This is a genomic window from Ensifer sp. M14, from assembly GCF_003355565.1.
Taxonomy (GTDB): domain Bacteria; phylum Pseudomonadota; class Alphaproteobacteria; order Rhizobiales; family Rhizobiaceae; genus Ensifer.
Window position 1 is genome coordinate 148,236 of record NZ_QJNR01000007.1, and the last position, 26,187, is coordinate 174,422.

The 26,187-nt window shown below is 62.9% G+C and carries 25 protein-coding genes; 14 read left to right on the forward strand and 11 right to left on the reverse strand.

Going from position 1 to position 26,187, the window contains the following annotated elements; translation table 11 throughout:
• Positions 1 to 24: 24 nt before the first annotated feature.
• The 3 genes from BLJAPNOD_RS22490 to BLJAPNOD_RS22500 form a co-directional block, all read right to left on the reverse strand.
• Positions 25 to 1,086 carry an ABC transporter ATP-binding protein gene (locus tag BLJAPNOD_RS22490; RefSeq protein WP_115421548.1) on the reverse strand — a complete coding sequence of 354 codons (1,062 nt, stop codon included), beginning with the start codon at positions 1,084 to 1,086 and terminating at the stop codon, positions 25 to 27.
• On the reverse strand, positions 1,083 to 3,320 hold the full coding sequence (locus BLJAPNOD_RS22495) for an iron ABC transporter permease (protein ID WP_115421549.1): 2,238 nt from the start codon (positions 3,318 to 3,320) through the stop codon (positions 1,083 to 1,085). Before BLJAPNOD_RS22495 ends, BLJAPNOD_RS22490 begins: the two co-directional genes overlap by 4 nt.
• Positions 3,321 to 3,457: 137 nt before the next feature.
• The gene (locus BLJAPNOD_RS22500; RefSeq protein ID WP_077502492.1) at positions 3,458 to 4,486 is read right to left on the reverse strand and encodes an ABC transporter substrate-binding protein; all 1,029 of its coding nucleotides are present in this window, start codon (positions 4,484 to 4,486) and stop codon (positions 3,458 to 3,460) included.
• 192 nt (positions 4,487 to 4,678) lie between these two features.
• Between BLJAPNOD_RS22500 and BLJAPNOD_RS22505 the strand changes: the two genes are divergently transcribed.
• The gene (locus BLJAPNOD_RS22505) at positions 4,679 to 5,680 is read left to right on the forward strand and encodes a substrate-binding domain-containing protein (protein WP_077502491.1); all 1,002 of its coding nucleotides are present in this window, start codon (positions 4,679 to 4,681) and stop codon (positions 5,678 to 5,680) included.
• A gap of 39 nt (positions 5,681 to 5,719) precedes the next feature.
• Here the strand turns inward: BLJAPNOD_RS22505 and BLJAPNOD_RS22510 are convergent, their stop codons facing one another.
• Positions 5,720 to 6,517 carry a phosphatase PAP2 family protein gene (locus tag BLJAPNOD_RS22510; RefSeq protein ID WP_115421550.1) on the reverse strand — a complete coding sequence of 266 codons (798 nt, stop codon included), beginning with the start codon at positions 6,515 to 6,517 and terminating at the stop codon, positions 5,720 to 5,722.
• A gap of 281 nt (positions 6,518 to 6,798) precedes the next feature.
• Positions 6,799 to 7,266, reverse strand: a complete 468-nt coding sequence (gene fabZ / locus BLJAPNOD_RS22515; RefSeq protein ID WP_115421551.1) for a 3-hydroxyacyl-ACP dehydratase FabZ — start codon at positions 7,264 to 7,266, stop codon at positions 6,799 to 6,801.
• A 354-nt stretch (positions 7,267 to 7,620) separates the two neighbouring features.
• Here fabZ and BLJAPNOD_RS22520 point away from each other — a divergent pair, with 354 nt between their 5' ends.
• From BLJAPNOD_RS22520 to BLJAPNOD_RS22535, 4 genes are all read left to right on the forward strand, one after another.
• Positions 7,621 to 8,316: a response regulator gene (locus tag BLJAPNOD_RS22520; RefSeq protein WP_115421552.1), complete on the forward strand. Its 696-nt coding sequence runs from the start codon at positions 7,621 to 7,623 to the stop codon at positions 8,314 to 8,316.
• Entirely contained in the window at positions 8,313 to 9,485 is a 1,173-nt protein-coding gene (locus BLJAPNOD_RS22525; protein WP_244611051.1) for an ATP-binding protein, read from the forward strand. The genes BLJAPNOD_RS22520 and BLJAPNOD_RS22525 overlap by 4 nt, the downstream gene beginning before the upstream one ends.
• 219 nt (positions 9,486 to 9,704) lie before the next feature.
• Complete coding sequence (locus BLJAPNOD_RS22530) at positions 9,705 to 10,709, forward strand: DUF535 family protein (RefSeq protein WP_147294568.1); 1,005 nt, start codon at positions 9,705 to 9,707, stop codon at positions 10,707 to 10,709.
• Positions 10,710 to 10,898: 189 nt separating this feature from the next.
• Positions 10,899 to 11,315, forward strand: a complete 417-nt coding sequence (locus tag BLJAPNOD_RS22535; protein ID WP_244611052.1) for a GFA family protein — start codon at positions 10,899 to 10,901, stop codon at positions 11,313 to 11,315.
• Positions 11,316 to 11,348: 33 nt separating this feature from the next.
• Here BLJAPNOD_RS22535 and BLJAPNOD_RS22540 read toward each other — a convergent pair whose 3' ends face one another.
• The 3 genes from BLJAPNOD_RS22540 to BLJAPNOD_RS22550 form a co-directional block, all read right to left on the reverse strand.
• On the reverse strand, positions 11,349 to 11,972 hold the full coding sequence (locus BLJAPNOD_RS22540; protein WP_199566014.1) for a LysE family transporter: 624 nt from the start codon (positions 11,970 to 11,972) through the stop codon (positions 11,349 to 11,351).
• A 3-nt stretch (positions 11,973 to 11,975) separates the two neighbouring features.
• Positions 11,976 to 12,425, reverse strand: a complete 450-nt coding sequence (locus tag BLJAPNOD_RS22545) for an Lrp/AsnC family transcriptional regulator (protein ID WP_077502483.1) — start codon at positions 12,423 to 12,425, stop codon at positions 11,976 to 11,978.
• 88 nt (positions 12,426 to 12,513) lie between these two features.
• Positions 12,514 to 13,572 carry a LacI family DNA-binding transcriptional regulator gene (locus tag BLJAPNOD_RS22550; protein WP_077502482.1) on the reverse strand — a complete coding sequence of 353 codons (1,059 nt, stop codon included), beginning with the start codon at positions 13,570 to 13,572 and terminating at the stop codon, positions 12,514 to 12,516.
• Positions 13,573 to 13,813: 241 nt separating this feature from the next.
• Between BLJAPNOD_RS22550 and BLJAPNOD_RS22555 the strand changes: the two genes are divergently transcribed.
• From BLJAPNOD_RS22555 to BLJAPNOD_RS22590, 8 genes are all read left to right on the forward strand, one after another.
• On the forward strand, positions 13,814 to 14,806 hold the full coding sequence (locus BLJAPNOD_RS22555) for an autoinducer 2 ABC transporter substrate-binding protein (protein ID WP_115421554.1): 993 nt from the start codon (positions 13,814 to 13,816) through the stop codon (positions 14,804 to 14,806).
• 183 nt (positions 14,807 to 14,989) lie between these two features.
• On the forward strand, positions 14,990 to 16,504 hold the full coding sequence (locus tag BLJAPNOD_RS22560) for a sugar ABC transporter ATP-binding protein (protein WP_115421555.1): 1,515 nt from the start codon (positions 14,990 to 14,992) through the stop codon (positions 16,502 to 16,504).
• Positions 16,497 to 17,498: an ABC transporter permease gene (locus BLJAPNOD_RS22565; RefSeq protein ID WP_115421556.1), complete on the forward strand. Its 1,002-nt coding sequence runs from the start codon at positions 16,497 to 16,499 to the stop codon at positions 17,496 to 17,498. The genes BLJAPNOD_RS22560 and BLJAPNOD_RS22565 overlap by 8 nt, the downstream gene beginning before the upstream one ends.
• Positions 17,495 to 18,493, forward strand: coding sequence for an ABC transporter permease (locus tag BLJAPNOD_RS22570; RefSeq protein WP_115421557.1), 999 nt, complete (start codon positions 17,495 to 17,497; stop codon positions 18,491 to 18,493). Before BLJAPNOD_RS22565 ends, BLJAPNOD_RS22570 begins: the two co-directional genes overlap by 4 nt.
• 2 nt (positions 18,494 to 18,495) lie before the next feature.
• Entirely contained in the window at positions 18,496 to 19,344 is an 849-nt protein-coding gene (locus BLJAPNOD_RS22575) for a sugar phosphate isomerase/epimerase (protein ID WP_115421558.1), read from the forward strand.
• A 49-nt stretch (positions 19,345 to 19,393) separates the two neighbouring features.
• Positions 19,394 to 20,839, forward strand: coding sequence for an FGGY family carbohydrate kinase (locus tag BLJAPNOD_RS22580; RefSeq protein ID WP_115421559.1), 1,446 nt, complete (start codon positions 19,394 to 19,396; stop codon positions 20,837 to 20,839).
• A gap of 20 nt (positions 20,840 to 20,859) precedes the next feature.
• Positions 20,860 to 21,555, forward strand: coding sequence for a class II aldolase/adducin family protein (locus tag BLJAPNOD_RS22585; protein ID WP_115421560.1), 696 nt, complete (start codon positions 20,860 to 20,862; stop codon positions 21,553 to 21,555).
• Positions 21,556 to 21,722: 167 nt separating this feature from the next.
• Entirely contained in the window at positions 21,723 to 22,310 is a 588-nt protein-coding gene (locus tag BLJAPNOD_RS22590; protein ID WP_115421561.1) for a gluconokinase, read from the forward strand.
• Here the strand turns inward: BLJAPNOD_RS22590 and BLJAPNOD_RS22595 are convergent.
• From BLJAPNOD_RS22595 to BLJAPNOD_RS22605, 3 genes are read right to left on the reverse strand one after another with little or no spacing between them, the layout of a single operon-like run.
• On the reverse strand, positions 22,307 to 22,990 hold the full coding sequence (locus tag BLJAPNOD_RS22595; protein ID WP_115421562.1) for a 4-hydroxythreonine-4-phosphate dehydrogenase: 684 nt from the start codon (positions 22,988 to 22,990) through the stop codon (positions 22,307 to 22,309). The two genes, BLJAPNOD_RS22590 and BLJAPNOD_RS22595, sit on opposite strands and share 4 nt — an antisense overlap.
• Before the next feature lies 1 nt (position 22,991).
• Positions 22,992 to 23,996, reverse strand: coding sequence for a 4-hydroxythreonine-4-phosphate dehydrogenase PdxA (gene pdxA / locus BLJAPNOD_RS22600; protein ID WP_115421563.1), 1,005 nt, complete (start codon positions 23,994 to 23,996; stop codon positions 22,992 to 22,994).
• Between the two features lie 7 nt (positions 23,997 to 24,003).
• A complete protein-coding gene (locus BLJAPNOD_RS22605; RefSeq protein WP_115421564.1) occupies positions 24,004 to 25,167 on the reverse strand; it encodes a four-carbon acid sugar kinase family protein in 1,164 nt (387 codons plus the stop codon).
• A gap of 76 nt (positions 25,168 to 25,243) precedes the next feature.
• Here BLJAPNOD_RS22605 and BLJAPNOD_RS22610 point away from each other — a divergent pair, with 76 nt between their 5' ends.
• On the forward strand, positions 25,244 to 26,107 hold the full coding sequence (locus BLJAPNOD_RS22610) for a LysR family transcriptional regulator (RefSeq protein WP_115421565.1): 864 nt from the start codon (positions 25,244 to 25,246) through the stop codon (positions 26,105 to 26,107).
• The last annotated feature ends 80 nt before the right edge of the window (positions 26,108 to 26,187 follow it).

A 26,187-nucleotide genomic window follows, 5' to 3' on the forward strand; every position in this document is an offset into this window, starting at 1 on the left:
TCCTTCCTGTGTCGGTCTCGAAAATTATGCCGTAATCAAAGCAAGGCCGCGATCGCGGAAGCCGATGGCGACTTCGGTCGCAGGAGATAGCATCTGCTCGATCGCATCATCAACCACGAATAGCAATCCATTCTGAGTTTCAACTTCATACTCGATATGACCGCCGAGGTAGGCAGCCGTGCTGATGGTCCCCGGAAGTGCCGCGCCGGTCGCTGGCGTCAGCGTCACGGCATTTGGCCGCACGGCGAGTTTCGACGGGCCCGGCTGGGCGTTGCGCGACGGCAACCGATGTTCGAGCCCGCCGACACGGATGGTGGCAAGGCCGGCATCGGACGCAGTGATTTCGCAGGGCAGCACATTGGCTTCGCCCATGAAGTCGGCGATGAAGGCGGATGCCGGTGCCTCGTAGAGTTCGCGGGGCGCGCCTTCCTGGGCAATCTCGCCATCCTTCATCACGATGATCCGGTCGGAGACCGCAAGCGCCTCGTCCTGGTCGTGGGTGACGTAGACCGCGGTAAAGCCAAGCCGCTGCTGCAGCTCGCGGATTTCCGTTCGCACCCGCCGGCGCAGCCGCGCGTCGAGGTTGGAGAGCGGTTCGTCGAGCAGCAGCACCTGCGGCTCGAGCACCAGCGCGCGCGCCACGGCGACGCGCTGCTGCTGACCGCCGGAGAGTTCGGCCGGGAGCCGTTGGCCCAGGCCGCCGAGGCCGACGAGCTTAAGCCCTTCCTCGGCCCGGTCGCGCGCCTCCTTCTTCTTCATGCCGGAGGATTCGAGACCATAGGCGACGTTGTCGAGCGAGGTCATATGCGGGAACAGCGCGTAGGACTGGAACACCATCGACACGTCGCGTTCGTTTGCTGGCAGCATGGTGACGTCCTTGCCGCCGATCAGGATCCGGCCGGCGGACGGGTGTTCCAGGCCCGCGAGCATGCGCAGCGTGGTGGTCTTCCCGCAACCGGATGGGCCGAGCAGGGTGACGAGGGTGCCGGGTTCGATGGTGAGCGAAAGGTCGTGGATGGCGGTGAAGGCGCCGAACTGCTTGCGCACGTTCTGGAAGACGACCGAGCCGGTGCGTGGGGTGCTCATGCGGGGTTCTCCTGGGAAAGGGTCTTGGCGGCGGCGCGGGCCGGAGCCGCGCCGAAGACGCGGTTCTCCCGTCGGAGCTTGCGCTCGCCGACAAGCAGTTGCAGGCCGGTGATGACGGTGATCATCACCACGATGAGGGCCGATGAGTAGGCGATCGCCACGCCGAACTCGCCGTTTTCAACAAGGCCGACGATGTAGGACGTTGCCATGTTGTATTCGGCACTGACGAGGAAGACGACGGCGCTGATCGACGTGATCGCCCGGACGAAGGAATACACGAGGGCAGCGACGATGGCCGGCCGCAACAACGGCAGGATCACCTTGCGCAGCGTGCGGAAGCTGGTTGCCCTGAGCGTCAGAGAAGCTTCGTCAAGGCTCTTGTCGAGCTGGCTCATCGCCGCGATGCCGCCGCGAACGCCGACGGGCATGTTGCGGAACACGAAGCAGGCAACCAGGATCAGCGCCGTGCCGGTCATTTCGAGCGGCGGCAGGTTGAAGGCGATGATGTAGCTGATGCCGATGACGGTGCCGGGAATGGCGAAACTCAGCATAAGCGCGAATTCGAACACATCCCGTCCGGCAAATCGCTGCCGAACGATCAGGTAGGCGGTCAGCAGCCCGACAAGGGCCGTCAAGGGCGCCGAGATCAGCGCGATCTCCATCGTCGTCCAGAACGAGTTCCAGGCAACGCCGGTCCACGCGATCACGCCGTCGGTCACCGAGATCGAGAAGGCCTTGATATAGTGCTCGAACGTCAGCGAGTTATCGAGACCCCAGGTCTTCACGAAGCCACCGAACAGGATCATGCCGTAGACGACGACCGTGAAGATCATCCAGGGGATCACCACCGCGTGCACGCCGATCGACAGCGAGCGGGGCAAGGCGATATGCGAGCCGCTGTCGCCCTTGCCGGTGACGGTCGAATAATTCTTGCCCGCCAGCCAGTAGCGTTGGGCAAGGAAGGCCGACAGGGTGAAGCACAACAGGATGATGGCGAGCACTGCGGCGCGCGACGGATCGTTTTGCGCCCCGACGACGGCAAAGAAGATTTCCGTCGACAGCACGCCATGGCTGCCGCCAAGCACGAGCGGATTGCCGAAATCGGCCATGCTCTCGATGAAGCCAATCAGGAAGGCGTTGGCGAGGCCCGGCTTCATCAGTGGCAGCGAGACGTGCCAGAATGTCCGCCAGCGGTCGGCGCGAAGCGTCTGCGACGCTTCCTCCATCGACGGGCTGACGCCCTCGACGACACCGATCAGCACCAGGAATGAGATCGGGGTGAAGGACAGGACCTGGGCGATCCAGATGCCGGTGAGGCCATAGAGCCAGCGTCCGGGCTCGATGCCAAAGGCGTCGGACAGAAACTCGGTTATGACGCCGGCGCGACCGAAGAGCAGGGTCAGCGCGAGGCCGATGACGAAGGGCGGCGTGATGATCGGCAGGACCGTCAACAGGCGCATGCCTTTCTTGAAAGGAAATCGGGTCCGGGTTGCGACCAGCGCAAAAGCAAGACCGAGCAACGTCGAGCCGGACGCAGTCATCAGCGCCAGCCACAGCGTGCGCCAGGCGACACCGCAACGCTCGCCGCCGGTGACGCAGCCGAGGCTCCAGATCGAACCGTCCTGAATGTTGCGCAGGAAGCCATCCGGCTTGAACGAGCCGTCGAAATCCTGAACGGAGGCCGCAAACATGCTGCCGACGGGATAGAACACGAAGACGACGACGAGGCAGACGAGCAGCGAAATTGACGCGACGATGAAGGCATCGCCCTTCATGACGCCGCGCTCGGCCAGCCCGAATGCAAAGATCAGGATGAAGGCGAGGGCAGCGAGCACGGCGCCGGCGCCCATAGAAGGTTGGCCGTCGGCAAGCGGGCCGAAGAGGGTCTCGCTGATGGTCCAGGTCCAGCCGGTAAAGCCGATCGCCAGACCTTGGAGAGCAATGAACAGGAGGCCGGTTGCACCGGCCACCGCCAGCACCAGACCGCGGCGATCCGGGTCGCGGACAAACCGGGCGGCGGCGCAGGCGCCGAGAAGCAGGAGCGCGACGGCGAGCCACGAATGTCCGTGGGCAAAGATCTGCGCAAGGCCGGGTGCCACGGCAGCATCGGAGGGAAAGCTGGAAAGCCAGCCAAGGCCGAAGAAGCCTCCCTCGATGCGGTACCAGGGCACAGCCAAAAATGCGGCCAGCCCAAGCCCGAGCGTGAGGTCGAGCCTACGGTTGCGATGTTCCATCACGGTCCTCGCGTCTCTTCACTATTGGAATGTCGATCATGGTGCAGGGCCGGCTGGCGAGAGCCGGAGGCACCTGCGGTCTTTCGAGGTGCGGTCGACCGGATCCTTCGATCCGGCCGCTCGCAAACCGAAGTGCGTCAGTTGGCGTTGGCGCCAACCTCGCGGTCCCAGCGCTCGAGCAGAGCCTTACGCTTTTCGGAATCGCCGTAGGTGGCGAAGTCGTAGTCGATCAGCTTGATATCCTCGAACTTCGGTGCTTCCTTCGGCACTTCCGCGCTCTTGTTGGATGGCAGCTGGAAGGACTTGGCATCCTTCATCCGCGACTGCACCTCAGGCTTCAGCGCCCAGTCGTACCAGGCCTTGGCATTGTCGAGGTTCTTGGCGCCGCGGATGATCGACATCGAGCCGATCTCGTAGCCGGTGCCTTCGCACGGCGCGATTGCCTTGATCGGGAAGCCTTCGGCTGTCTGCGCGACGGCGTCGTGCATGAAGACGATGCCGAGGCCGGCCTCGCCGCGGGCGGCCGATTTGACCGGTGCCGAGCCCGATTTGGTATACTGCGCGACGTTGGCGTTGAGTTTCTTCAGGTAGTCGAACGCCTGATCTTCACCCATGATCTGCACCAGCGAGGCGAGCGCCGTATAGGCCGTGCCCGACGAGTTCGGGTTTGCCATCTGGATCTCGCCCTTGAGCGAGGCGTCCAGCAGGTCGGCCCAGCATTTCGGCTCCTTGAAGCCTTTCTTCTGGAAGATCTCGGTGTTGTAGCCCCAGCCGAGCGCGCCGGCATAGACGCCGACGGTGCGGTAGCCCGAGCCTTCGGCCTGCTTCTTCGCCCAATCCTGCAGCTGATCCAGCATCGGCGACTTGTATTCGAGCGTCAGGCCGTCGGATGCAGCCTGCAGATGCGGGTCGCCGGTGCCGGCCCACCAGATATCGGTCTTGGGGTTGCGCGCTTCTGCGCGCACTTTGGCATAGGTCTCGCCCGAAGACAGGCGAACCATGTTGACCTTGATCCCGCTTTCCTTCTCGAAATCGGCGGTCATCTGCTCGCATATGACGACGTCCGCCGAGCAAATCAGATTGAGACTGCCTGCCGCCTGCGCCTGAGACGCTGCGAATGCTAGGCCGGTTGCGGCAAGCGCAACCGAAATGGATACAGCTTTCATAATTTCCTCCCAATGGTGCGATGCCTCCACATCGCAGTAATGCAAGCGCGTGCAAAGTGTCACAGGGATCGGAATGTTGTCAATCCGACTTCGGCCGAAAGTGGAAAGTTTAATCGGTTGGGTTTGTGCAAGCTTGCACAGGCCTGATATTTGTTGCAAGAAGTTTGCAAAGCCGTGCAATGGTGGGTCACGATGAGCGACAAGATATTCGTCAGTGCAGAGGAAGTGGCAAGGAAGGCCGGCGTTTCCCGCTCCGCCGTTTCGCGCGCGTTCACAGCGGGCGCCAGCATCGCGCCGGAGACGCGCCGCAAGGTCATGGAGGCGGCCGAAGCGCTTGGTTATCACGTCAACCATCTGGCCCGCGGATTGATGCGCAACGAAAGCGGCATTGTCTGCCTCGTCGTGTCCGACATGGGCACGCCCTACCGTTCGGCGCTGATCAAGGCGCTGACGCAGCAGCTGCAGAATGCCGGCAAAATCGCGATGATCGTCAACACGGATCGATCCGACGAACGCGTCGACATGGCGTTGCGCCAGGCGATCCGGTACCGCGCCGACGCCTCGATCGTGCTATCGGGCATGCCCGACAAGTCGCTCGTCGATCTCTGCGTCAGAAACGGCCAGCGGCTGGTTCTGATCAATCGCGACGACGAGCACCAAGGCCCGCTCAGAATTAACCTTGACGACGATGATACGGCGCAAAGTGTCGTGACAGCGTTCCTGCGGGCCGGCTGTCGCCGGCTTGCCTTTGCCAATTCGGAGGCCGGGACACCGAGCCTCATGACGCGAGAAGCGGGTTTTGTCGCAGCGGCGCGGGACCAGGGGCTCGATGTGACCGTCGAGCGCTTCGGCCCGACGGGTTATGAAAGCGGCAAGGTCCTGGCGCAGCGGCTGATGACCCGTCGCGAGCGCCCGGATGCTGTCTTTTGCGTTACCGATCTTGTCGCGCTCGGTTTCATGGATGCGGCCCGGCATCAGTTTTCGCTGTCGATCCCGGAGGATCTCTGTGTCGTCGGCTTCGACGACATTCCGCAGGCCGCCTGGAGTTCCTACGACCTGACCACGTTCTCCCAGCCGATCGAGGAGATCGCGGCGGCGGCGGTTGCGTGGCTGATGAGCGAGGACGTCGGGCAATCGCAATCCTTGCGGCTTAACGCCCCCTTCGTCTGGCGCCGGTCGGTGCGCAGCGCCTGATCAAAAGCCAAGCGGCCGGCGGCAAGGTCGGCGTCGATGTCAGGCTGCAATGGGGTATCGGCCACGCGTCAGCGCGGCATCGATGCGTGCGCCATTGCCTGCAAACACGGACCAAAGCCAGAGCATGATCCAGAGCATCAGCAGCCAGGCGAGCACGACATCCGAGAGGAAATGCGCGCCGAAGACGATGCGGTTGAGCGAGAAGACGAGCACGACAGGCACCAGGGCGACGACCGCCTTCCAACGCCAAGCCAGGGGCAGGAAGAATACCAAGGCGATCAAGGCAATCGCCGTCGCCGATTCGCCAGACGCAAACGAACAACTGCGCGAGCACGCGCCGGAAACCTGCCAGGCGGGCGTAAACGGCAGGGTTCCGCCGAACTCGACGATCTCGGAAGGGCGGGCGCGGCCAACCAACCTTTTCAGAAGCTGGATGACAAGCCCTGGGCCTAGCGCATAGAAAGTCAGGAAAAACAATATTTTATGCGGACGTGGCAGCCATGCGCGCGGCCTGGCCATCTGCACGGCAAGCACGACCGCAAGCGCGGGCAGGAGCAAGATCGGGATCACGCGGTTGAAATCACGCAGCAGACGCAGCGCGTGCTCCCGCGACAACGGAAAGTCCGCGTTGCCTGCGGCCGCCCAGCGTGACACGGCCAGATCGATGCCGGGAAAAGCCATGACCACGAAGCCTGCAAACATCGTTGCCGAGGCGGCCGCCTGGACAGGGTGGTGGTAGATCTGGGCCTGCAGTCGGGCGGGCCATGTCCGGGGATTGGCAAGCCGCCACCAATGGCCGGCAGCAGGTGTCGTGGTGGGTTGCAGGATGCTGGACATTCCGAATGCTCGCGATAGGGAAGATAGGAGGAGGGCGAGCGCGAGAATTGCTGGTGACTGTCAAGGATGGACGGGCAACTGGAGAAGGCTCGGAGCGGAAGACGCATCAGCATTCGCTGTGCGGCGCCAGGCTGCCGGGCAGAGTTTTCCGCCCGGTCATCGTTGTGGGCCCGGAAACGAAGGAGGCGCGATGCGGCACCTTTCGCGGAGGAGAAGAGCGGATGACTGTTCGGATCGCTGCCTGCCGCGGGCAATGAACGTCAAGCTGCGGCGTCGGGCCGCTATTTCTCCGTCTCGAGGTATGCCGAGATCTCGGCCTGCGCAATGCATGCGCCATCGACGCGTGCCTCGGCGCGATAGCGCCAGACATTGCGGCGATAGGCCAGCTTCGTCAGGTGATACTCGATGACGTCACCCGGGCGAACGGGCTTGCGAAACCGCGCCTTGTCCACCGTCAGCATGTAGATGATCTTTGGCGTCAAGCCCTCGGCAAGTTTTGCGGCGGCGCACATGACACCGGCAGTTTGCGCCATGCCCTCGATGATGAGCACTCCCGGAAAGACCGGATTGCCAGGGAAGTGCCCCTGGAATTGCGGTTCGTTCATCGAAACGTTCTTGATCCCGATGCAGCCTTCTTCGCCGCGGATCGAAACGAGCCTGTCGACCAGCAGAAAGGGATAACGATGCGGGATACATTGCAAGATCTTGCCGATGTCGGCTGACGTCAGTTCGCTCGTTTCAACAGGCATGAGAATTCCCCCTTGGGTTTGGTGGTGGCCCTGAGCGAGCCTTCGAGCGGGAAGCGGCAGCGCCGCTCGCTTGGCCGGGATCCCTAGGGCTCCGGGGCTTTTGTTACGTGGGTCGGTGGAACGGGATGAGGCCGCAAAATCGGCATTCGTGGGCACGTTCACCGTGCGTGCGACACTGGATCCGACGGTGCCAGGGGGACACTCGGCGTGATTTGTCAAGAAATGGCGGAGAAACGAAGAACGCTTGATGCGGAACGCCCGGCGACGGTGTCGAGCGCTGCCAGGATGAATTGCAAGCCGGATTTTTTCATCCCATAAGCTCGTTGCTACAACACATGCGCGAGGAGTTTGCAGATGGTCGACAAGGGTCTCATCCTTTTGGTCGAGGACGAGCCGGAGATCGCGCAGATCCTCGATGCTTACCTCGTGCGTGATGGCTTCAGGACGGTGCGGGCGGCGGACGGCGAAACCGCGCTCACCCATCATTCCGTGCTTTCGCCTGATCTCGTTTTGCTCGATGTGCGCATCCCCAGGCTCGACGGTTTCGAGGTGTTGGCGCGCATCCGCCGGGAGAGCAACACGCCGACGATCATGGTCACAGCCCTTGCCGAGGATCTGGATCGGCTGGCGGGGCTGAGGCTCGGTGCGGACGACTATGTCGTCAAGCCGTTCAACCCGCAGGAGGTGGTGGCGCGCGTCAATGCGGTGCTGCGGCGGACCAGAAACGGCGCCGGTGCCACGGTACTGCGCTTCGAAAATGTCGAGGTCGACCTTGATGCCCACGCTGCCTTTGTCGAAAACAGCGGCAAACGCCAGTCCTTGCCGCTGACGTTGAGTGAGTTCCGAATCCTCGCGCACATGATCCGCCGCCCGACGCACGCGTTTGACCGGGCCGACATTCTCGACGCCTGCCTTCCCGACAGCGATGCGCTGGCGCGCACGGTCGATACCCATGTCGCCAATCTGCGTCGCAAACTCGAGGATCTCGGTGCCTGTGGCTTCTTCTCAGCGGTTCGCGGCGTCGGCTACCGATTCGTGGAGCCGAGATGAAAATCAGAATGTCGCGAATGCCGCTCGGCGTGCTTACGGCCATGCTGCAGGCTGTCCTGCTCGTGGTCAGTGTTTGTATCGTCTACTTCGGCGTCATTTGGAGCGAGTCGGACCTCGAGGAGCGGATGCTCGCGAGAATGCCGCCCGGCGCTGCTCAAGCCTATACCGATATCAACGCCGGCCGCATGCCTCAGGAGGAACACCTTCGAGCGCTCGTCGCGGACATCCCGCAAATCGATGAATGGGGCAATAGCCAGATCGATCTGTCGATTATCACCTTCGGCGCCATCGCTGCGGCAACCTGCAGCCTCATCGGCTATTGGCTTGCCCGCAAAATCAGCCGGCCGCTGGAATTGCTCGCCAAGGCAACCGAGGATCTGCGTGCCGGCGATTTCGCAGTCCGTGTCGGCTCCGTGCGCAAGGGGGCGAAAGAAGTGGCGACGTTGATGAGAACGTTCGATGAACTGGCGGCAGAGCTTGAAAGCATGGAAAGCCGCCTGCGCTTCAACACGATGGCGGTAGCCCATGAGCTGCGTACGCCGTTGACGATCCTGCAAGGCAACCTGCAGGGCATGGCTGACGGTGTCTTCCCGCTCGAACAGGAGCGCGTGCGGCAGTTGCTCGTGCAGGTCGAAGGGCTGTCCGCGCTGGTTGAGGACCTGCGCACGCTCTCGCTCGCCGCTGGCCAGAAGCTCGTAACACAGCGCGGCGCCGTCGATCTCGCTGCCGAGGCGACGCAGGTGCTCGGCGCATCCCGTACCATCCTTGCGTCCGCCGGTCTCTCGCTGGAGGTGGCGCTTGTCCCGGCTGTCGTGTCGGGTGATTCCCAGCGTCTGCGCCAGGCGTTGCTGGCGCTCGTCGAAAATGCTTGCCGCTATGCGGCGTCCGGCGGCGTGCTGCGCTGCGAAACCGGCGCACGTGGCGCGGATGAGGCTTTCATTCGCGTGCTCGATCGTGGACCGGGCCTGCCGGACGATGTCTCGACACACTCGATCGACCTGTTCTGGCGCGGGGACGCGTCCCGCTCACGGGCAACCGGTGGGACGGGGCTTGGGCTTTCCGTGGTGCAGGCCATTGCCAAGGCGCATGGTGGCCGGCTGGAATTTGGAGCACGCCCGGGTGGCGGGGCGATGATCACCATCATGTTGCCGCGCGAGAGCCTCGCCTGAACACCATCGGCATCCCCTTGAACAGGGCCTGATTGCCATTCGTTCCGCGTTCGGCGTAAGCCGCGTGCCGGCCTGGCGCATGCCGATGGCTAGCCCCGCCAACAGGCGCTCGATTCCCGATCACTTCTCCGCATTCCCTTGACAAACAGCAGGCAAACCCAGCGGCGCCGGATATCCCGGCGATGCTTGGACAAGCATTTGCTTTCAAGGAATTACATCATGTCCCTGGAAGGTCGTTTGCAGGAATGTAACGCTCGATCGGACTTGCCATCGCCCTCAGACGTCAGCGATGGCAGGGCGGAAACCCAGTCATCCTCCGTCGGCTTTGTCGCCGCCGCCAATATGCCTGAACGCGGTCGGTCGGGCCGGCAGATCCTATGGCAGGTTCTCAAACTCGGCGGGCGGCTGACATTGAAGCGTGCGGTCGTCTTCTCGATGCGCCTTGCCCGCCATCCGGTGCTGACGACACGTTGGCTCGGCTTTCTCGGCGCGTTCGGCGATCGCTACAAATTGGGCCTTCCGCACGACGATCTCATCCGAAAGTCTGTGCCGACATTTCTGTTGCACGGTGCGCGTTCAAGCCAGCGTCTTGAGCTGTTGATGAACCACTTCGATGTCGCGAGCGAAGTTCTGTCGCGCCGATCGTTGATGGCGCTGTGGCGTGGCACATCGATGGAGATGGGAACGGTCGGCGGACGTGGCGAAAATTACCGCGTCCAGTTGCTGCTCGCCGATCATTGCGGCGGCCGCCACGAGGGTGCCTTTGCGATCAGGCTCAGCCGGCAAAGTGATCGCTACGCGCTTTGTACCGTCAGTTTTGCCTTCGTGCGCTGTGGGGACGATGCCTATAGCCTGGTGATCGGCGGCATGCAGGGGCCGCGCGGCGGCGACGGAAAACGGGCGCTGATTACCGCGACCCGCGACCTCGGTGGCTTACGGCCAAAGGATGCCGTTCTGCTCACGCTCCAGGGGCTCGCCTCCGAGGGCAACGCTTCGCACCTCTATGCCGTCTCCAACGAAAGGCACGTGATCAATCGCCGGCGGCGCAAACGTCGGCGGATGATGGTCGCCGATCTCGATGCCTACTGGGCAGACAGGGGTGGCGAACCGTCCGAGCCCTTCGGCTTCAGCCTGCCAATCGGCGATGGCCACTCGGGGCGGGACGGGAACAGGCGCGACCAGAGCAAACGTGCATTTCGCGACATCGGTGCATGGTTTTATTGACCGCCGGTGCGTGAGCGGGGTTCCTGCGAGATCAGGAACTTTGGGTCACCGCAAGATGCATAGCGCATGACCGTTGCCGCTAAAATCATGCGCATGGATAACCTCATGGCGTGTGTCGCAACGGAGTTACACCAAGCCGCTTGTACAAGTTATGCTGCGGCCGATTCAAACTGCAACTGGAGGTGACGCGTGACAAGAGCGGTGACCAAGAAGATCAAGCCCTACACCGGTGGGTGCATATGCGGAGCAATTCGCTTTGAGGCGAACGGGCGTGCTGGAAAGCCGCACACTTGCTCCTGCAAGCTGTGCCAAAAGCATTCCGGCGCGCTGACCGTTGCCTGGGTCGAATTCCCAAGCGAAGCCGTGACCTGGACCGGGCCTGGGGGAGCGCCCGCAACCTACCGCTCCTCCGATTACTCCAGCCGGGCCTTCTGCGGCACCTGCGGCAGCACGATCGGAGCGATCGACGATGCGCCCGTCGTCGCATTGATGCTGGGCTGTTTCGACAAGACCAACGCGGTCGACCTCATCCCGGTCTCGCACAGCTATCGAGGCGGGCGCCCGAAATGGTGGCATGTCGAATGCGCCAGGCCTGGGCCTGAATAGCCACCGGCGGCGCGGCCTCCTTCGGGTGTTGCCTTAGAAGAGGCTTACCACGACCGAGCCGATGGCGATTGCGCCGAAGGCAATCAACACCAAGCCTGAAAGGCGCGAGACCCAGGTGACGAAACTGTCGGGCAGGCGGGTTCGGGCTAGGGAAATCCCGCCGCTCAAGAGCATCCACCAGGCGAGCGAGCCGAGGAAGACGCCGGCAACGACGACGGTGGCGTTTGCAAGTCCACCGGCTTTCGCCAGACCAAGGACCGCAAAGAACGCGGCAAAAGACAGGATCGTCAGCGGATTGGCGATCGTCAGCAGGAAGGTCGCTGCGGTCGTCTGGATGAGATCGCGCGCTCCGACCTTGGCTGTGGCTACGACCGGGCTCGGTTGCAGCCCTCGCCAGCCGAGCCAGATCATGAACGCGCCACCGGCAAGGCTGAGCGGCGTCGACACCGTGGCGAGAAAGGTCGCGAATGCGGCAAAGCCGGCGGCTGCCAGCAGCGCGTAGCTGGCGTCGGCAAGCGCTGTTCCCAATCCACCGGCGACACCGGCCCAGAAGCCGCGTTCGAGCGTGCGGTTGATGCACAAGACGCCGATCGGGCCGAGGGGAGCGGCAATGGCGAGGCCGAGCAGCAGGCCTTTTGCGAACAACAATGCAGACATCGCTCAGCGCTCCGGGCTGGTGAACTGGGTTTCCCTGACGGTCGAAAGAGCAATCACGGTCTCGCTGCGGGCGAGAAACCGGCGACGCTTGAGCTCGGCCAGGAAAGGCTCGATATCGCCAAGCGACGGCATGCGTACCTTGACGCAATAGGACCAGGCGCCGGTGACGTGGTGACATTCCGCAACGGAAGGGTGGTCGGCCATGAAGGTGCGAAACGCTTCCTCATCCGCATCCGGGGACAGCCCGACCCAGACGAAGGCGAGCACGTCAAGCCCGAGCGCGCGGTGGTCGGCGTCGATGGTGAAACGGCGGACAACTCCGCTGGTGACGAGCCGGCGGATGCGCTCATTGACCGAGGAGGGCGACAACTCCACGGCCGCACCGATATCGGTCAGCGACCTGCGGGAGTCCTGCGCGAGAATTCCAATGATTTTTCTGTCAATCTCATCCATTTCCAATGAATACGTGGCTTTGTGACGTATGTACAGATGAATCGATGGAAAATATGCGTATTTGCCGAAAGTTCAGTGGTGCACAGTGTCAGCCGATATCCTTGAGCGCGTCGAGCGGTCCGGTCAGCGCGGTGCGCGGCTGGACGAGCTCGGGACTGATCAGGTGAATACGCGGCTGTGGCCGCCCTTCCTCGATCACCTCGAATGCCTTGGTGATCATGCCCTCGACATCCTGGCGGATCATGATGACGGGGAAGGGCAGGAACGAGGCGAAGGGGTCGTAGTCGTAGCAGCCGACGGTCAGGTCGGCGAAGTTCTCGTGCGGGTGGCCCGCCATGAAGCGCAATAGGCCCTCGAAGTTGATCGAGGAGTTGATGAACACGCCGCGCGGCAGCTTGCCGTGTTTTTCGTAGAAGGCTTCGAAGGCGAGTCTGGCGTTGTTGGGGGCGTAGCCGGTAGGCTGGATGCAGCCGTCCGGATCGTCACCCAATAGTTCGCGCTTCACCGCGCGGAACCCGCGGATACGCTCGCGGCTGGCGTGGTCGTCGCGACCGCCGAAGAGGTAGAGTTCGTCCGGGCGAAGCGGCTGATCCGCTGGGAAGTGGCGGATGATCGCCTCCGTCAGCATGCGCCCGCCTTGGTAGTTGTCGCTGATGACGGATGGAACCTTGGTACCGGGCAGGTCGATGTTGATGTGCCTCAGGCCCACGGTTTCGCAGACTTCGTGCACGCCATCCGGGTCGGTCGCGCCGCAGATGAACAGTTCGTCGATCGAGTAGGAGATCAGCGTTTCGGCCGTCTTGCGTTCCTCTTCCGGGTCACGGCTGGCGCTGACGACGATCGGGCATTGCCCCTTGCTTCTGACATGCGCTTCGAAGGTCTGCGCCATCGAGGAAAAGTAGCGGTTGTCATGGACGGGCAGCAGGAGGCCGATGAGGCCGGAGCGCGAACTGCGCAAGCCGCGTGCCTGGCGGTTGGCGGTATATTGGTGGGTCTCCGCCAGATCCCGGATCAGTGCCGCCGTGCTCTCCTTGATCCGCCGCTTCTGCCAGGTTCCGTTCAGAACCGCACTCACGGTTGAAGGTGAGCTGCCTGACAGCACCGATAAGTCGTAGATCGTCGCCTTCTTCTTGCTGGTCTTCGTCATCGTGGGCCTCCCTCATCGTCTTAGTGCCGATTTCCTCTTGACGAAAGATTAAGTCTGCACAATAGTCTTTGCACCATCGATTGTGCAAACAAGAAATATCGATTGTGCAAGATGATGGGCCGTCTGAGGAGGCGGCGATCCGGGAGGCGGGAATTCGTTCCCAGCCAGTTGCGATTTGAAACTGGAGGCCGGCGCTTTTGCAGCCGGGCGTGTTCCCCATGGGGAACGGTGGAGGAGAGACATGATCAAGAAAATTCTGGTCGCCGCTCTGGCGACATCGCTTTCGCTTGCCGGTGCGGCTGCCGCATTCGCCCAGGAGGCCGGCAAGGTCGGCGTCGTGGTCAAGATCGGCGGCATCCCGTGGTTCAACGCCATGGAGGCCGGTATCAAGGAACGGGGCCAAAAGCTCGGTATCGACGCCTTCATGGTCGGCCCGACCAGCGCCGACCCGGCGCTGCAGGTGCGCGCCATCGAGGATCTGATCGCCCAGGGCGTGAAGGTCATCGGCGTGGTGCCCAACGACGCCAAGGTTCTGGAGCCGGTTCTGACCAAGGCCAAGGAAAAGGGCATCATCGTCATTACCCATGAATCGCCGAGCCAGAAGGGCGCCGACTGGGATTTCGAGCTGGCATCCTCGACCGGTTTCGGTGAGGCGCACGGCAAGCTGCTCGCCGAGAAGATGGGCGGCAAGGGCGAATATGCCGTCTTCGTCGGTTCGTTGACCGTGCCGCTGCACAATGCCTGGGCCGACGCTGCCATCGCCTATATCAAGAAGAACCATCCTGACATGACGTTGGTCGGCGAACGCTACGGCGTGGCGGAGGACGTCGACAAGAGCCGCTCGACCGCACTCGATCTGATCTCGGCCCACCCGAACCTTAAAGGCTTCCTCGCCTTCGGCAGCCAGGGACCGATCGGGGCAGGCCGTGCCGTCGAAGAGCGCCGCAAGGTCGGTGAGATCTTCGTGTTCGGCCCGTTCTCGCCAGGCCAGGGTCAGAAACTGGTGAAATCGGATGCGATCTCCGGCGGCTTCATGTGGAATCCGAAGCAGGCGGGCGAGGTGTTCGTGACGCTCGCCGACAAGCTGATGAAGGGTGAAGAGGTCAAGGACGGCGACGAGATCGAAGGTCTCGGCAAGGTCAAGCCGGACTTCGAAAACCGCAACATCATCGTCGATCAGCTCGTGCCGATCAACAAGGATACGGTCGCCGACCTCGCGGCGATGGGGCTCTGATCTGCCCCAGTGGCCGGCCCGCATCAGACGCGCACCGGCCGCTGCCGCACCTTGAATTGTTGCATGTCTTAATCCCCGGGGCGACCAAGCCTCAGCGAAGCATGCACCGGGTTCTCCCGGCTGCTGGGCCGGCTTCGGCCGGCCTGGCACGTCCTTCAAAAACGGTCCTTAGGGCACACGTTCATGCAACAGCTTGCGATCACGGGAGGCAGCGAAAAGCCGCTTCTGTCCCTCAACGACATCAACATGACCTTCGGTGGCGTCAAGGCGCTCAAGAATGTGAGCTTCGACGTTCGCCCGGGCGAGGTCCATTGCCTTGCCGGCGAAAACGGCTGCGGCAAGAGCACCCTGATCAAGATCATCACCGGTGTTTATCGTCCGGCCGACGGCGCCTCGATCGACTATGACGGCGAAACCTACTCGCACATGTCGCCGGTGACTGCCCAGGATCGCGGCATTCAGGTGATCTGGCAGGATCTGGCACTTTTCCCCGAAATGAGCGTTGCCGAAAACATCGCCTTCCAGACCGTTCTCGGCCGCTGGCCGAAGCTTGTCGACTACGGCCGCATGCGCAAGATCGCGACGGACGCACTTGAGCGTCTCGGCATCACGCTCGACGTCGATCTGCCGCTCAAGGAGTATGCCATTGCCCAGCGCCAGATCGTGGCCATTGCCCGCGCGCTCGTCGGCGAAGCGAAGCTGGTCTTCATGGACGAGCCGACCGCATCGCTGACGCAATCGGAAACCGACCACCTGCTCGACATCGTGCGCGGCCTTTCGGCCTCCGGCGTCGCCGTCGTCTTCGTCAGCCACCGCCTGGCGGAAGTGCTGGAAATTTCAAGCCGCATTACCGTGTTGCGCGATGGCGCGCTGGTCGGCGTTTATCCCGCCGCCGGCATGACGCAGTCGCGCATCACCGAGCTGATGACCGGCAAGACGTTCGACCAGCAGGTTCGCGCCAAATCCAGGCCGGATCAGCCGGTCGTCCTCGAAGTAAAGGGCCTGAGCCGCCCGGGCCAGTTCGACGACATATCGCTGACGGTCCAGCGCGGCGAGACGCTGGGTATCACCGGCCTTCTCGGCGCCGGGCGAACCGAGCTTGCGCAAACACTGTTCGGCATGCTGCAGCCGGCCACGGGTACAATCACCCTTGAGGGCAAGTCGGTCCATTTCTCCTCCAACCGCGATGCGATCAAGGCGGGTGTCGCCTATCTCTCGGAGGATCGCCTGTCACTCGGCCTCATCCAACCGCAGTCGATCGCCGACAATCTCGTCATCAGTTCGCTTGGCAAGATCGTTTCCGGCGGCTTCCTGTCGAATGAGCGCAAGCGCAAGCTCGTTGCCGGCTGGATCGCCGATCTCGGCGTGAAGATCGGCCTGCAAAGCGATGCGATCTCGACGCTATCAGGCGGCAACCAGCAGCGCATCGCCATTGCCAAGTGGCTGGCAACCGATCCGAAGCTGTTGATCCTCGACGCGCCCACGGTCGGTGTCGATGTCGGCGCGCGCGCCGGAATCTTCGACATCGTCGCCAAACTTGCCGAAACGGGTCTCGCGATCATTCTGATTTCTGACGAGGTCCCCGAAGTCTATTTCAACGCCGACCGCGTCCTGCATATGGCGCAGGGGCGCATCGTCGGCAGTTATGATCCGCGCAGCGTTCCGCTCGCCGAAATCGAAGGGGCGGTCTATGCATAGTTTCGCCCGCACCCATGCGACCGAGGTCGCGCTCATCGCCGTGATTGCCGTCATCTGCACGGTGCTGTCGTTTGCCACGACGAATTTCTTCTCGATCGGCAACGCCTTCGATCTCCTGAACACCAGTTCGGTCAACATCATCTTCGCCGTCGGCCTGCTGGTCGTGCTGATCGCCGGCGGCATCGACATCTCCTTCGCGGTCGCCGCCTCGGTTGTGCAGTACGGCACGGCGATCGCGCTCGGCTGGATCGGAGGCGGGGGTTGGATCTCCGGTCTTGTAATTGCCGGATCGATCGGCATCTGCCTCGGCGCCATCAACGCTCTGTTGATCCATCGCTTCCGCATCATCTCGATCGTCGCGACGATATCGACCTTCAACATCTACTTCGGCCTCCTGATGTTCTTCACCAAGGGCGTGTCGATCTACGACCTGCCGGAATGGCTGACGGATCGCGTCGTGCTGTTCGAGCATGAAACGGCCGACGGCAGCTGGATCGAGATCACGCTTCCGGTGCTGGTGATGGTGCTGTGCGTCATTGCCACCTGGGTGCTGATCACCCGCACGACCACCGGCCGGCAGCTCTACGCCTTCGGCGATAATCCGGAGGGTGCGCGCCGCTTCGGCATCAACATCGGCGCCATGCAGTTCATTGCCTTCGGCTGGCTCGGGCTGATGGCCGGTATCGGCGGCCTGGTGCAGGCACATTACGCGCAGGAAGTGGTCCCGAACGCACTCTACGGGCGCGAGCTGGACGTGCTGGCCGCCGTCGTTCTCGGCGGCGCCAGGCTTGGAGGCGGCAAGGGCTCGGTGCTCGGCTGCGTGCTCGGCGTGCTGCTCATCGCGATCACCCAGAACGGTTTGAACCTGATGGGCGTTTCTCCCTTCGCCTTCAAGATGATCGTCGGCGCCATCATCCTGATCGCCATCACCCTTTCCAACACCAGCATCGAACGGCTTCTGCCCTTCGCCAGCCAGAAAGGTGCACGCCGATGACATCCTTTTCGGATCGCCTGAAGGCATGGTTCGGACCGGAGATGGCGGGTCCCGGCCTGGCGCTGGTCGCGGTCATCCTGGTGTTCGGCCTTGCCTCGCCGCAGTTCCTGAGCGCTGCGACCTTCGGCTCGGTCGCGTTCCAGCTTCCGGAGCTCGGGCTTCTGACACTGGCGATGCTGCTGCCGATCCTCACCGGCGGCCTGAACCTTGCCGTGACCTTCACCGCCAATATCGCCGGGCTGACACTCGCCTGGGTGCTTCAGGCAAATGGCGGGGCGGATGCCGGTGCCGGCGCCTTCGCGCTTGGTTGCATCCTTGCCGTCATGGTCGGTGCCGCAAGCGGCGTTGTCATGGGCCTGGTGATCGCGTTTACCCGCGCGCATCCGATCCTCGTCTCGCTGTCGATGATGATCTTCCTGCGCGGTCTCGGCGAGTTTTTGACGCGCGGCGGCGACGTATCGGGTTTCCCGGCTTTCATCGGGCCGTTGGGGCACGGTTCTATCGCCGGCATACCGATACCGCTGATCGTCTTCATTGGCTGCGTGCTGGCCTGGCATCTGCTTCTGACCCGCACCAAGCTCGGCTTCAACACCTATATGATCGGCTCCAATCTCGAGGCGACACGCTACTCCGGCATCAACACCCGCAAGGTGATCGTGCTCGTTTACACGCTCTCCGGGGCGATGTGTGCCGTTGCCGGTATCATCATGCTGGCGCGGTTCAACTCGGTGCGCATTGGCCACGGCGAATCCTACCTGCTGATCACGGTGCTCGCCTGCTTCCTCGGCGGCGTCAATCCGTTCGGCGGCTTCGGCCGGGTGATCCCGGTGTTCGTGGCGCTCGTCGTGCTGCAGTTGCTGTCGTCAGGGCTCAACCTGATCGGCGCCAACCAGCATCTCGCCACCGCGGTCTGGGGCCTGTTGCTCGTCGGCGTCATGGTGCTGCGCTTCGCCGCCTCCAAGTTCAAAATTTCATTTGTCAGAAAAGGAACGTGATCATGCAGGGTTTTGGCGTCCATACGAGCATGTGGACCATGAATTGGGATCGGCCGGGTGCCGAGCGTGCGGTCGCAGCCGCGGTCAAGTACAAGGTCGATTTCATCGAAATTCCGATGCTCAATCCGCCGGCGGTCGACACCGCCCACACCAAGGCGCTCCTGGAAAAGAACAAGCTGCGCGCCGTCTGCTCGCTCGGTCTTCCCGAGCGCGCCTGGGCGTCGGTCCGGCCCGACGCGGCGATCGAGCACCTGAAGATCGCGATCGACAAGACGGCCGATCTCGGCGGCGAAGCTTTGTCCGGCGTCATCTATGGCGGCATCGGCGAGCGCACCGGCGTTCCGCCGACCGAGGCCGAATACGACAACATCGCCCGCGTGCTGCAGGCCGCGGCAAAACACGCGAAGTCGCGCGGCATCGAGCTCGGCGTCGAGGCGGTCAACCGCTACGAAAACCATCTCATCAACACCGGCTGGCAGGCCGTCGACATGATCAGGCGCGTCGGCGCCGACAATGTGTTCGTGCATCTCGACACCTACCACATGAACATCGAGGAAAAGGGCATCGGCACCGGCATTCTCGATGCGCGCGAGCATATCAAATACATCCATCTTTCGGAGAGCGACCGCGGCACGCCGGGCTACGGCAACTGCGCCTGGGACGAGATCTTCGCGACGCTTTCGGCGATCGGCTTCAAGGGCGGGCTTGCCATGGAGAGCTTCATCAACATGCCGCCGGAAGTGGCTTACGGCCTCGCTGTCTGGCGGCCGGTCGCCAAGGACGAGGAGGAAGTGATGGGCAACGGCCTGCCATTCCTGCGCAACAAGGCCAGGCAATACGGGCTGATCTAGACGGCGGGCAAGTCTTTGGCAGCTCGGACGGTGAGGGAGGTGCGGCGTCATGCCAACGCCATCACGCAACGGTGAGGGCACGATCGCCGTGCTCGACGTCGGCAAGACCAACGTCAAGCTCAATGTGGTCACGGCGGATGGTGTCGTGCTTGAGACGCTCAGCATCCCCAATCCGCTGCTGCCTGGGCCGCCCTGGCGTCATCATGATCTTGGTGCGATCGGCGAGTGGGTCTTTTCCGGCCTCGCACAGCTTGCCCGGCGCCACCCGCTTTCGACCTTCGTCGCCTCCGGACATGGTTCCGGCGGCCTGCTGGTCGGAGACGATCCGGATAGCGGTGACGGCGCGGCCCTGCCGATGATCGATTATGAACAGGCGCCGCCCGAGGTTATCCGGGCGGGCTATGCTCCGCTCTCCGGTTCTTTCTTCGATCGCGGCAGTGCAACGATGCATGCCGCGACCCATCAGGCCCGGCAGCTCTACTGGATGCAGGAGTGTGAACCGCAGGCGTTTTCGCGGGCGCGATGGTATCTCGGCCTGCCGCAATACTGGGCGTGGCGTCTCTCCGGTGTGGCGAGCGCGGAGACAAGCCTGCTCGGCGCCCAGTCCCATCTCTGGAACGTGGCGGAGAGGCATTTCGCGCCGATCGTCGATCAGCGCGGCTGGGGCCGGCTGATGCCACCGTTTGCCGACGCCTGGCAGGATCTCGGGCCGGTACGCGTGGAATTGGCACGCCGTCATGGCTTGCCGCAGGATCTTCGTATCCTTACCGGCGCGCACGACAGCAGCCTCAATCACTACCGCTACCATGCTGCGGGACTGCGCGATTTCACCGTCATTTCCACCGGCACCTGGATTGTCGGTTTCTGCGGGCAGACGCCCCTCGACCGGCTCGATGAAGACAGGGGCATGACGCTCAACAGCGACGTTTTCGGCAATGCGCTCGGCGGCGTGCTGACCATGGGCGGGCGTGAATTCTCGCATGTGGCGGGGCAGGACCCGCCGGACGGGCCGGTATCCGAACAAATTGTCCGGCGCCTGATCGCCGGCAAGACCATGGCGTTGCCTTCCTTCGGCGACGACAGTGGTCTGTTCCCCGGCAGTGCCGGACATGGGCACGTGATCGGTCCCAAGCCGGAGACGCCGATGGAGCGCAAGGCGCTGGCGCTGATCTACTGCGCGCTGTTGACTGCCGAATGCGTCGAGGCGCTGGGGGCGGGACCGCTCGTCGTTCTCGACGGCAGCTTCCTGCGCGACCCGCTTTACGTGCGTCTCGTCGCAGCATTGCTGCCGGGCCGGCAGGTCCGGTTCAATCTCGATGCTTACGGCGTTGCGTCCGGTGCTGCTCTGCTAGCCGGTCAACGCACTCGGACACGGCCGGCACCGCTATACCTGGCCGAGCCCCCGGATGTCCCGCCCCTCACGGCCGCCATTTCCGATTACGCCGCAGAGTGGCGCGCCGTTGCGCGCCTTCAAACCGAACCCGTTTTTCAATGACACTTCGAAAGGAAACACCGATGAGCCAGCCCGATATTCTTTCCCTCCGTCGCGAGATGGTGGACATCTGCCGCCGGATGAATTCGAGCGGCATCAACCAGGGCACGGCCGGCAACCTTTCGGTACGCACCCCCGACGGTTTCCTCGTCACGCCGTCCTCGCTCGCCTATGACACGATGCAGCCGGAAGATCTGGTCGAGATGGATTTTCAGGGCAACTACACCGGCCCCCGGCCATCGTCCGAATGGCGCTTTCACCGCGACATCCTGCGCGAGCGCACGGATATCAACGTGGTTCTTCATTGCCATTCGATCTATGCGACCACGCTTGCCTGTCATCACAGGACCATTCCCAGCTTCCACTACATGACCGGCATTGCCGGCGGGACGACGATCCGCTGCGCCGAATATGCGACCTTCGGCACCCAGGCGCTCTCCAACAATGCGCTCGTGGCGCTCAGGGATCGCACGGCCTGCCTGCTCGGCCAGCACGGGCAGATCTCGCTTGGCAAGACGCTGGAATCGGCGTTGTGGATGGCGATCGAGATCGAGACGCTCTCGCGCATGTATGTCCAGGCCCTGACGCTCGGCGAGCCGCCGGTTCTGCCCGATGACGAGATGGAGCGGGTGATCGCCCAGATGCGACGGATGAGCTACGGCCAGGCGCCGGACGACGAGGGCGTCAACGACATCGCCCGGCCGCGTGTCGCGAGCTAAGATATTCCAAGGAAAGCTGCGAACCGGTTTCTCTGAGGAAATGCAAAAAGCCGGAGCGCTCTTGTCTGAGGCGGAAGCGGTTTCGCGGCAAGTCGGCTTGTCTCGATACCGGGGCGGCGCTATCAGCAAATGGCGTCGCAATCACGAGCCGGAGAGACGAACGATCCATGGCGAGCCCCGACACATCCCCCCTTGGCAACGTGGACAAATTCCCCGGTTCGATCGTCGTCATGGGCGTCTCCGGCAGCGGCAAGACCTCCGTCGGCGAGGCGGTGGCGCGGGCTTTTGGTTATGCTTTCATCGAGGGTGATGCCCTGCATCCGCAAACCAATATCGCCAAGATGTCGGCCGGCATCCCGCTCACCGATGAGGACCGATGGCCCTGGCTTGGCGAGATCGGCCGGCAGCTTTCCGGACGTACCGACCCGCTTGTCGTTTCCTGTTCTGCGTTGAAGCGGAGCTATCGCGCCTTGTTGCGTGAGGGTGCCGGTGGCGGTCTGGTCTTTGTCTATCTCCAAGGCAGCCGCGACGTCCTCGCCGGCCGAATGCAACACCGCGAAGGCCATTTCATGCCGGCATCGCTGCTCGACACGCAGTTGGCGACACTGGAGGAGCCGATCGGCGAGCCCCGGACGGTCGTCGTCGATGTCAATCAATCCGCAGCCGATGTGATCAAGGCAACACTTGCAGCACTCCGCGGCCTGGGTTTGTCGGGCAAGGCGGCGCCGCGGGATGCCGGTTTAGGCGCGCGTTAGGGCGCTTTTGCCATTGCGGCCCTGATCGCCGACAATTGCTGCGTCAGTCCCGGCCGCGATGCCGGAAAGAGGCCGTCGAGTGCAGCGGTGCCGACCGTAAAGCCGGCAGCTTCGCTGCCGAGAACGGCCCGGATTCGGGCGGCACTGTCGATCGATCCGGCAACGATCACCGGTTTGTTCACGGAGGCGCGAACGGACTTGATCAGCGCCGGCACGTCGGTTTGAGAGCGATAGGCAAGCAGGTCCAGTCCATGGACGCCGTCGTGGCTTGCCAGATCGATGGCGCTGGCCGTGATGTCGGCGATCGACCCTCCCAAGACGCTTGGGTGGCCGATGATCCTGCCGGCGAAGGGATAGTATTTGATGCCGGTTCCTTGAAGAAGCGGAAGCACGTCGGTAACACGGGTGCCGCCCAACAGATAATCGACGCCCAACTTGACCGCTGCCCGGACGGAGACGATTTCGCTGTCGCCATCAAGCGACACCACTTCGAGGTAACTGCGGGCGCCACCGTCCTTGATCGTTCGGTTGAGCGCGGCGAGTTCGGCAAAGGGCAGCCCGATATCCTTGAAGCCGATGTGCCTCACGCCTGCTGCAAGCGCCGTCTGCACGTGGACGGCGGCATCCGGAACGGTGCGATCATTGCGCGTCAGCATGAAGATGAAGTCGGGTTCGGACATGTTATCTTTCCTGTTCGGGTGCAGCGTCCGCAAGGCGGAGGGCATAGTCGATTGCGGTTTCGAGGCTTGCCGGGTCTGCGATCCCGCGCCCGGCAATGTCGAACGCGGTTCCATGGTCGGGGCTCGTGCGGACGAACGGCAGACCCAACGTAATGTTCACGCCTTTCTCCAGTCCCAGGTACTTCACGGGGATGAGCCCCTGGTCGTGATATTGCGCCACCACCACATCGAACCGACCGTGTCGCGCCTGCATGAAAACGGTATCGCCCGGCCATGGGCCGCTGGCATCGATGCCCTCTCGCCGCGCCGCCTCGATTGCCGGTGCAATGACGGTGATCTCCTCGACGCCGAACAGGCCACCTTCGCCGGCATGCGGGTTGAGGCCAGCGACCGCGATCCGCGGCGCTTCTATGCCGAGCGCGCGGCCACCTGCATGTGCGAGCCGGATGGCCGATAGCTCGGCATCGAAATCCACACGTCGTATCGCTTCCAGCAGGGAGCAATGGATGGTGACGAGAACCGTTCGAATATCCTCGTTGGCAAGCATCATCGCGACACGCGACACTCCCGTTCGCTCTGCGAGGATTTCCGTATGCCCGGGATGGCAAACGCCGGCGGCTGCAAGAGCCTCCTTGTGGATCGGCGCCGTGACGATGCCAGCCACTGCGCCCACAAGGGCAAGATCAATTGCCGTCGTGATCGCGTCAAAGCCGGCCTTGCCGCTGGCTGGGTCGATGACCCCGACCGGTGGCAGAACGTCGAGTGAAGACGATGCGATCAGGTTTACGGATCCGCCCGCCAATCGGGATGCCTTGATGTCCCGGATCGTATTGACGCGGACCGCGGCGTCGATCTGCGAGAAGGCGTGCTGCACGACGACCGGGTCGCCGATGACGACGCATCGTCGACGGATCTGCCTGTCGAGCATTGCCTTGGCAACGATTTCCGGGCCGATGCCTGAAGGGTCGCCCATGGTGATGGCGATGGGGCGCTCTGGGTCAATCATGGGTGGTTTATCCGTTCTGTGCCGAAACAAGGTGCCGCGTAGCGTTCAGGAGCGTCGTCGGTGCACCGAAGCCTCCGGCTTTCAATGCGATGACGAGTGATTGCCCCGTTTCGCGCGTGGCGTATCCCATGGGAAATCCGGGTTCGAGTTCCCCGATCAGAGCGAAGCTTTTGACCGAAAGCCGCTGTAACAGAGCGTCCATGGTTTCTCCGCCGGTTGCGATCACGGCGTCGAAGCGTTGTTGCTGGAGCACCGCACAGGCCTCGTCGACGAGCGTCGAAAGCACGTTCGTGGCATCGGGCTCGCGTGATGCTGGCGCACTGAGGCAGGCGATCTGAGTTTCATCGGTTATGTCGGAGGCTCGATTGGCGACGGCGGCGCCAGCCGAACAAAGCGCTCGGCTTTGCTCGTGGCTGACCCTGTTGGCGCTGCCCACGACGACAAGAACGCGTCGGACCGAAAGCGCCGGCGTTGCGGGTCCGCTGCAAGTGGCGGGCGCCGTCAGCGTGGCGAGCGCCTGGGCCATGCCGGGTGAGCCGACCCACAGCGCCGGCCCCATCTGCGCAAGACATGCCACTCTGTCGTTCAGCTTTTCCTGGCTGTCCGCATCGACAATGACGATGCGGTTGCTTGAGGCAACCGTGCGAACCTCAGCGTCGCTCATCGCGATCGTGACGAGCGCAGGGACGCCTAGGCTCGGATCGACGAGGTCACGGATGTCGGATGTGCGTGTAGCGTGAACCGGATCCTGCGCGTAGAGAGTGTCGGCAACAGGCCTTCCATCAAGCCACTGGATAGCGTTGATCGTCGTGCGCCCTGCAGCGGGGAAGGCCGGTGCGATCACCAGACGCTGTCGTCGGCTTGCCTGGAATGCTGCAAGAATCTCTGCCCTGACATGGCCGCGCAAGGTCGAGTCCATGGTTTTGTAGAGGGTATGATCTCTGGCGAACGCCGAGACGGCTGTCCTCGCCGCCTCCACCGCGTCCGTCTCCGGCATGCCGCGGCTGCCGGTATCGACCGATACGATCGCCGTTTCGGCATCCGCCACAGTCCGGCGATGGATGCAGGGTCTGTGGCCCCGTGCCAGGAAGGGGCCAGCCCCGTCCGCCGCACTCGTAAGGTCGTCGGCAACGATGCCGATGCGATTGAATATGTCACCAATGTTTTCCATGACAGTGAAAATACCGCCCGGAGAAGTCGACAAAAAGCGATATGATCTGCCCTATATTGGTGATATGTAATCACCAATGAGACGTTCGGATATTCCCTCTCTTGACGACCTGCGCGCGTTCGAAGTCGTGGCGAGGCTGGGCTCGGTGCGCGCGGCCGCCACAGAGCTGAACCTTACCCACGGCGCTGTCAGTCGCCGTGTGTCCAAGCTTGCCGGTGATATTGGTCTTGAGCTTCTCGAAGCGCATGGCCGAGGATTGCGCCTGACCGCAGATGGCGAGAAGCTGGCCCAGGCGACGACCAGGGCGTTGGCCGTCGTTTCCACGACCCTTGATGAACTGCGTAGCGCAACGTCGGCGCAGCCGGTTCTGGTCTCCTGCGAACGATCGCTGGCGATGCGCTGGCTGATCCCGCGGTTGGCAGCGTTTCAGGACCGGTATCCCGACGTCGATCTGCACCTTGCTGTCGGTGGCGGAGCATTCGACTTCACCCGTGACCGCGTGACCCTTGCCATCCGGCGGCTGGATTTTGCCATCGACTCGCGTTGTGCGATCACGACCCTCACGAGGGAGGAGATGGGGCCTGTGATGCAGGCCTGTATGGTCCAGAGGTTTTGGGCCGGTGATTATGTCGCATTGGCGTCAAAGACGAGGCCCGATGCCTGGGATAACTGGCAGCGGACAAACCCAGGCGCGCCAATGCCACGCGCCACGCGCTACATGGATCATCATTTCCTCATGGCCGAAGCCGCTGCCGCTGGCCTCGGTGTGGCGATGTGCCCAAGGATCATCGCTTTGGATGATATCCGCAACCAACGGCTGGTCGCTCCGATGGGGTTCGCGCCCGACGGCTCCGAATACGGCCTCATCCAATCGGCGTTGAAACCCGAGACGCCGCATGCCTTGCTGTTCAAGACCTGGCTGCAGACGCAGGTCGCATAAGCAAAGCTCCTGCTTGCGCCCTCGGGAAGCTCACGGACATCGCGGCCAACGCCGGAGCGTCCTTGGTGCGTGCTTCTGAA

Bases quoted from the DNA above. Each gene is read 5' to 3' on its own strand.
- BLJAPNOD_RS22540 (WP_199566014.1), bottom strand. From the start codon at position 11,972: ATGTCTGCATTGTTGTTCGCAAAAGGCCTGCTGCTCGGCCTCGCCATT.
- BLJAPNOD_RS22490 (WP_115421548.1), bottom strand. From the start codon at position 1,086: ATGAGCACCCCACGCACCGGCTCGGTCGTCTTCCAGAACGTGCGCAAG.
- BLJAPNOD_RS22525 (WP_244611051.1), top strand. From the start codon at position 8,313: ATGAAAATCAGAATGTCGCGAATGCCGCTCGGCGTGCTTACGGCCATG.
- BLJAPNOD_RS22585 (WP_115421560.1), top strand. From the start codon at position 20,860: ATGAGCCAGCCCGATATTCTTTCCCTCCGTCGCGAGATGGTGGACATC.
- BLJAPNOD_RS22560 (WP_115421555.1), top strand. From the start codon at position 14,990: ATGCAACAGCTTGCGATCACGGGAGGCAGCGAAAAGCCGCTTCTGTCC.
- BLJAPNOD_RS22550 (WP_077502482.1), bottom strand. From the start codon at position 13,572: ATGACGAAGACCAGCAAGAAGAAGGCGACGATCTACGACTTATCGGTG.
- BLJAPNOD_RS22510 (WP_115421550.1), bottom strand. From the start codon at position 6,517: ATGTCCAGCATCCTGCAACCCACCACGACACCTGCTGCCGGCCATTGG.
- BLJAPNOD_RS22575 (WP_115421558.1), top strand. From the start codon at position 18,496: ATGCAGGGTTTTGGCGTCCATACGAGCATGTGGACCATGAATTGGGAT.
- BLJAPNOD_RS22590 (WP_115421561.1), top strand. From the start codon at position 21,723: ATGGCGAGCCCCGACACATCCCCCCTTGGCAACGTGGACAAATTCCCC.
- BLJAPNOD_RS22565 (WP_115421556.1), top strand. From the start codon at position 16,497: ATGCATAGTTTCGCCCGCACCCATGCGACCGAGGTCGCGCTCATCGCC.
- BLJAPNOD_RS22605 (WP_115421564.1), bottom strand. From the start codon at position 25,167: ATGGAAAACATTGGTGACATATTCAATCGCATCGGCATCGTTGCCGAC.
- BLJAPNOD_RS22505 (WP_077502491.1), top strand. From the start codon at position 4,679: ATGAGCGACAAGATATTCGTCAGTGCAGAGGAAGTGGCAAGGAAGGCC.
- BLJAPNOD_RS22580 (WP_115421559.1), top strand. From the start codon at position 19,394: ATGCCAACGCCATCACGCAACGGTGAGGGCACGATCGCCGTGCTCGAC.
- BLJAPNOD_RS22570 (WP_115421557.1), top strand. From the start codon at position 17,495: ATGACATCCTTTTCGGATCGCCTGAAGGCATGGTTCGGACCGGAGATG.
- BLJAPNOD_RS22520 (WP_115421552.1), top strand. From the start codon at position 7,621: ATGGTCGACAAGGGTCTCATCCTTTTGGTCGAGGACGAGCCGGAGATC.
- BLJAPNOD_RS22495 (WP_115421549.1), bottom strand. From the start codon at position 3,320: ATGGAACATCGCAACCGTAGGCTCGACCTCACGCTCGGGCTTGGGCTG.
- pdxA (WP_115421563.1), bottom strand. From the start codon at position 23,996: ATGATTGACCCAGAGCGCCCCATCGCCATCACCATGGGCGACCCTTCA.
- BLJAPNOD_RS22610 (WP_115421565.1), top strand. From the start codon at position 25,244: ATGAGACGTTCGGATATTCCCTCTCTTGACGACCTGCGCGCGTTCGAA.
- fabZ (WP_115421551.1), bottom strand. From the start codon at position 7,266: ATGCCTGTTGAAACGAGCGAACTGACGTCAGCCGACATCGGCAAGATC.
- BLJAPNOD_RS22545 (WP_077502483.1), bottom strand. From the start codon at position 12,425: ATGGATGAGATTGACAGAAAAATCATTGGAATTCTCGCGCAGGACTCC.
- BLJAPNOD_RS22595 (WP_115421562.1), bottom strand. From the start codon at position 22,990: ATGTCCGAACCCGACTTCATCTTCATGCTGACGCGCAATGATCGCACC.
- BLJAPNOD_RS22530 (WP_147294568.1), top strand. From the start codon at position 9,705: ATGTCCCTGGAAGGTCGTTTGCAGGAATGTAACGCTCGATCGGACTTG.
- BLJAPNOD_RS22500 (WP_077502492.1), bottom strand. From the start codon at position 4,486: ATGAAAGCTGTATCCATTTCGGTTGCGCTTGCCGCAACCGGCCTAGCA.
- BLJAPNOD_RS22555 (WP_115421554.1), top strand. From the start codon at position 13,814: ATGATCAAGAAAATTCTGGTCGCCGCTCTGGCGACATCGCTTTCGCTT.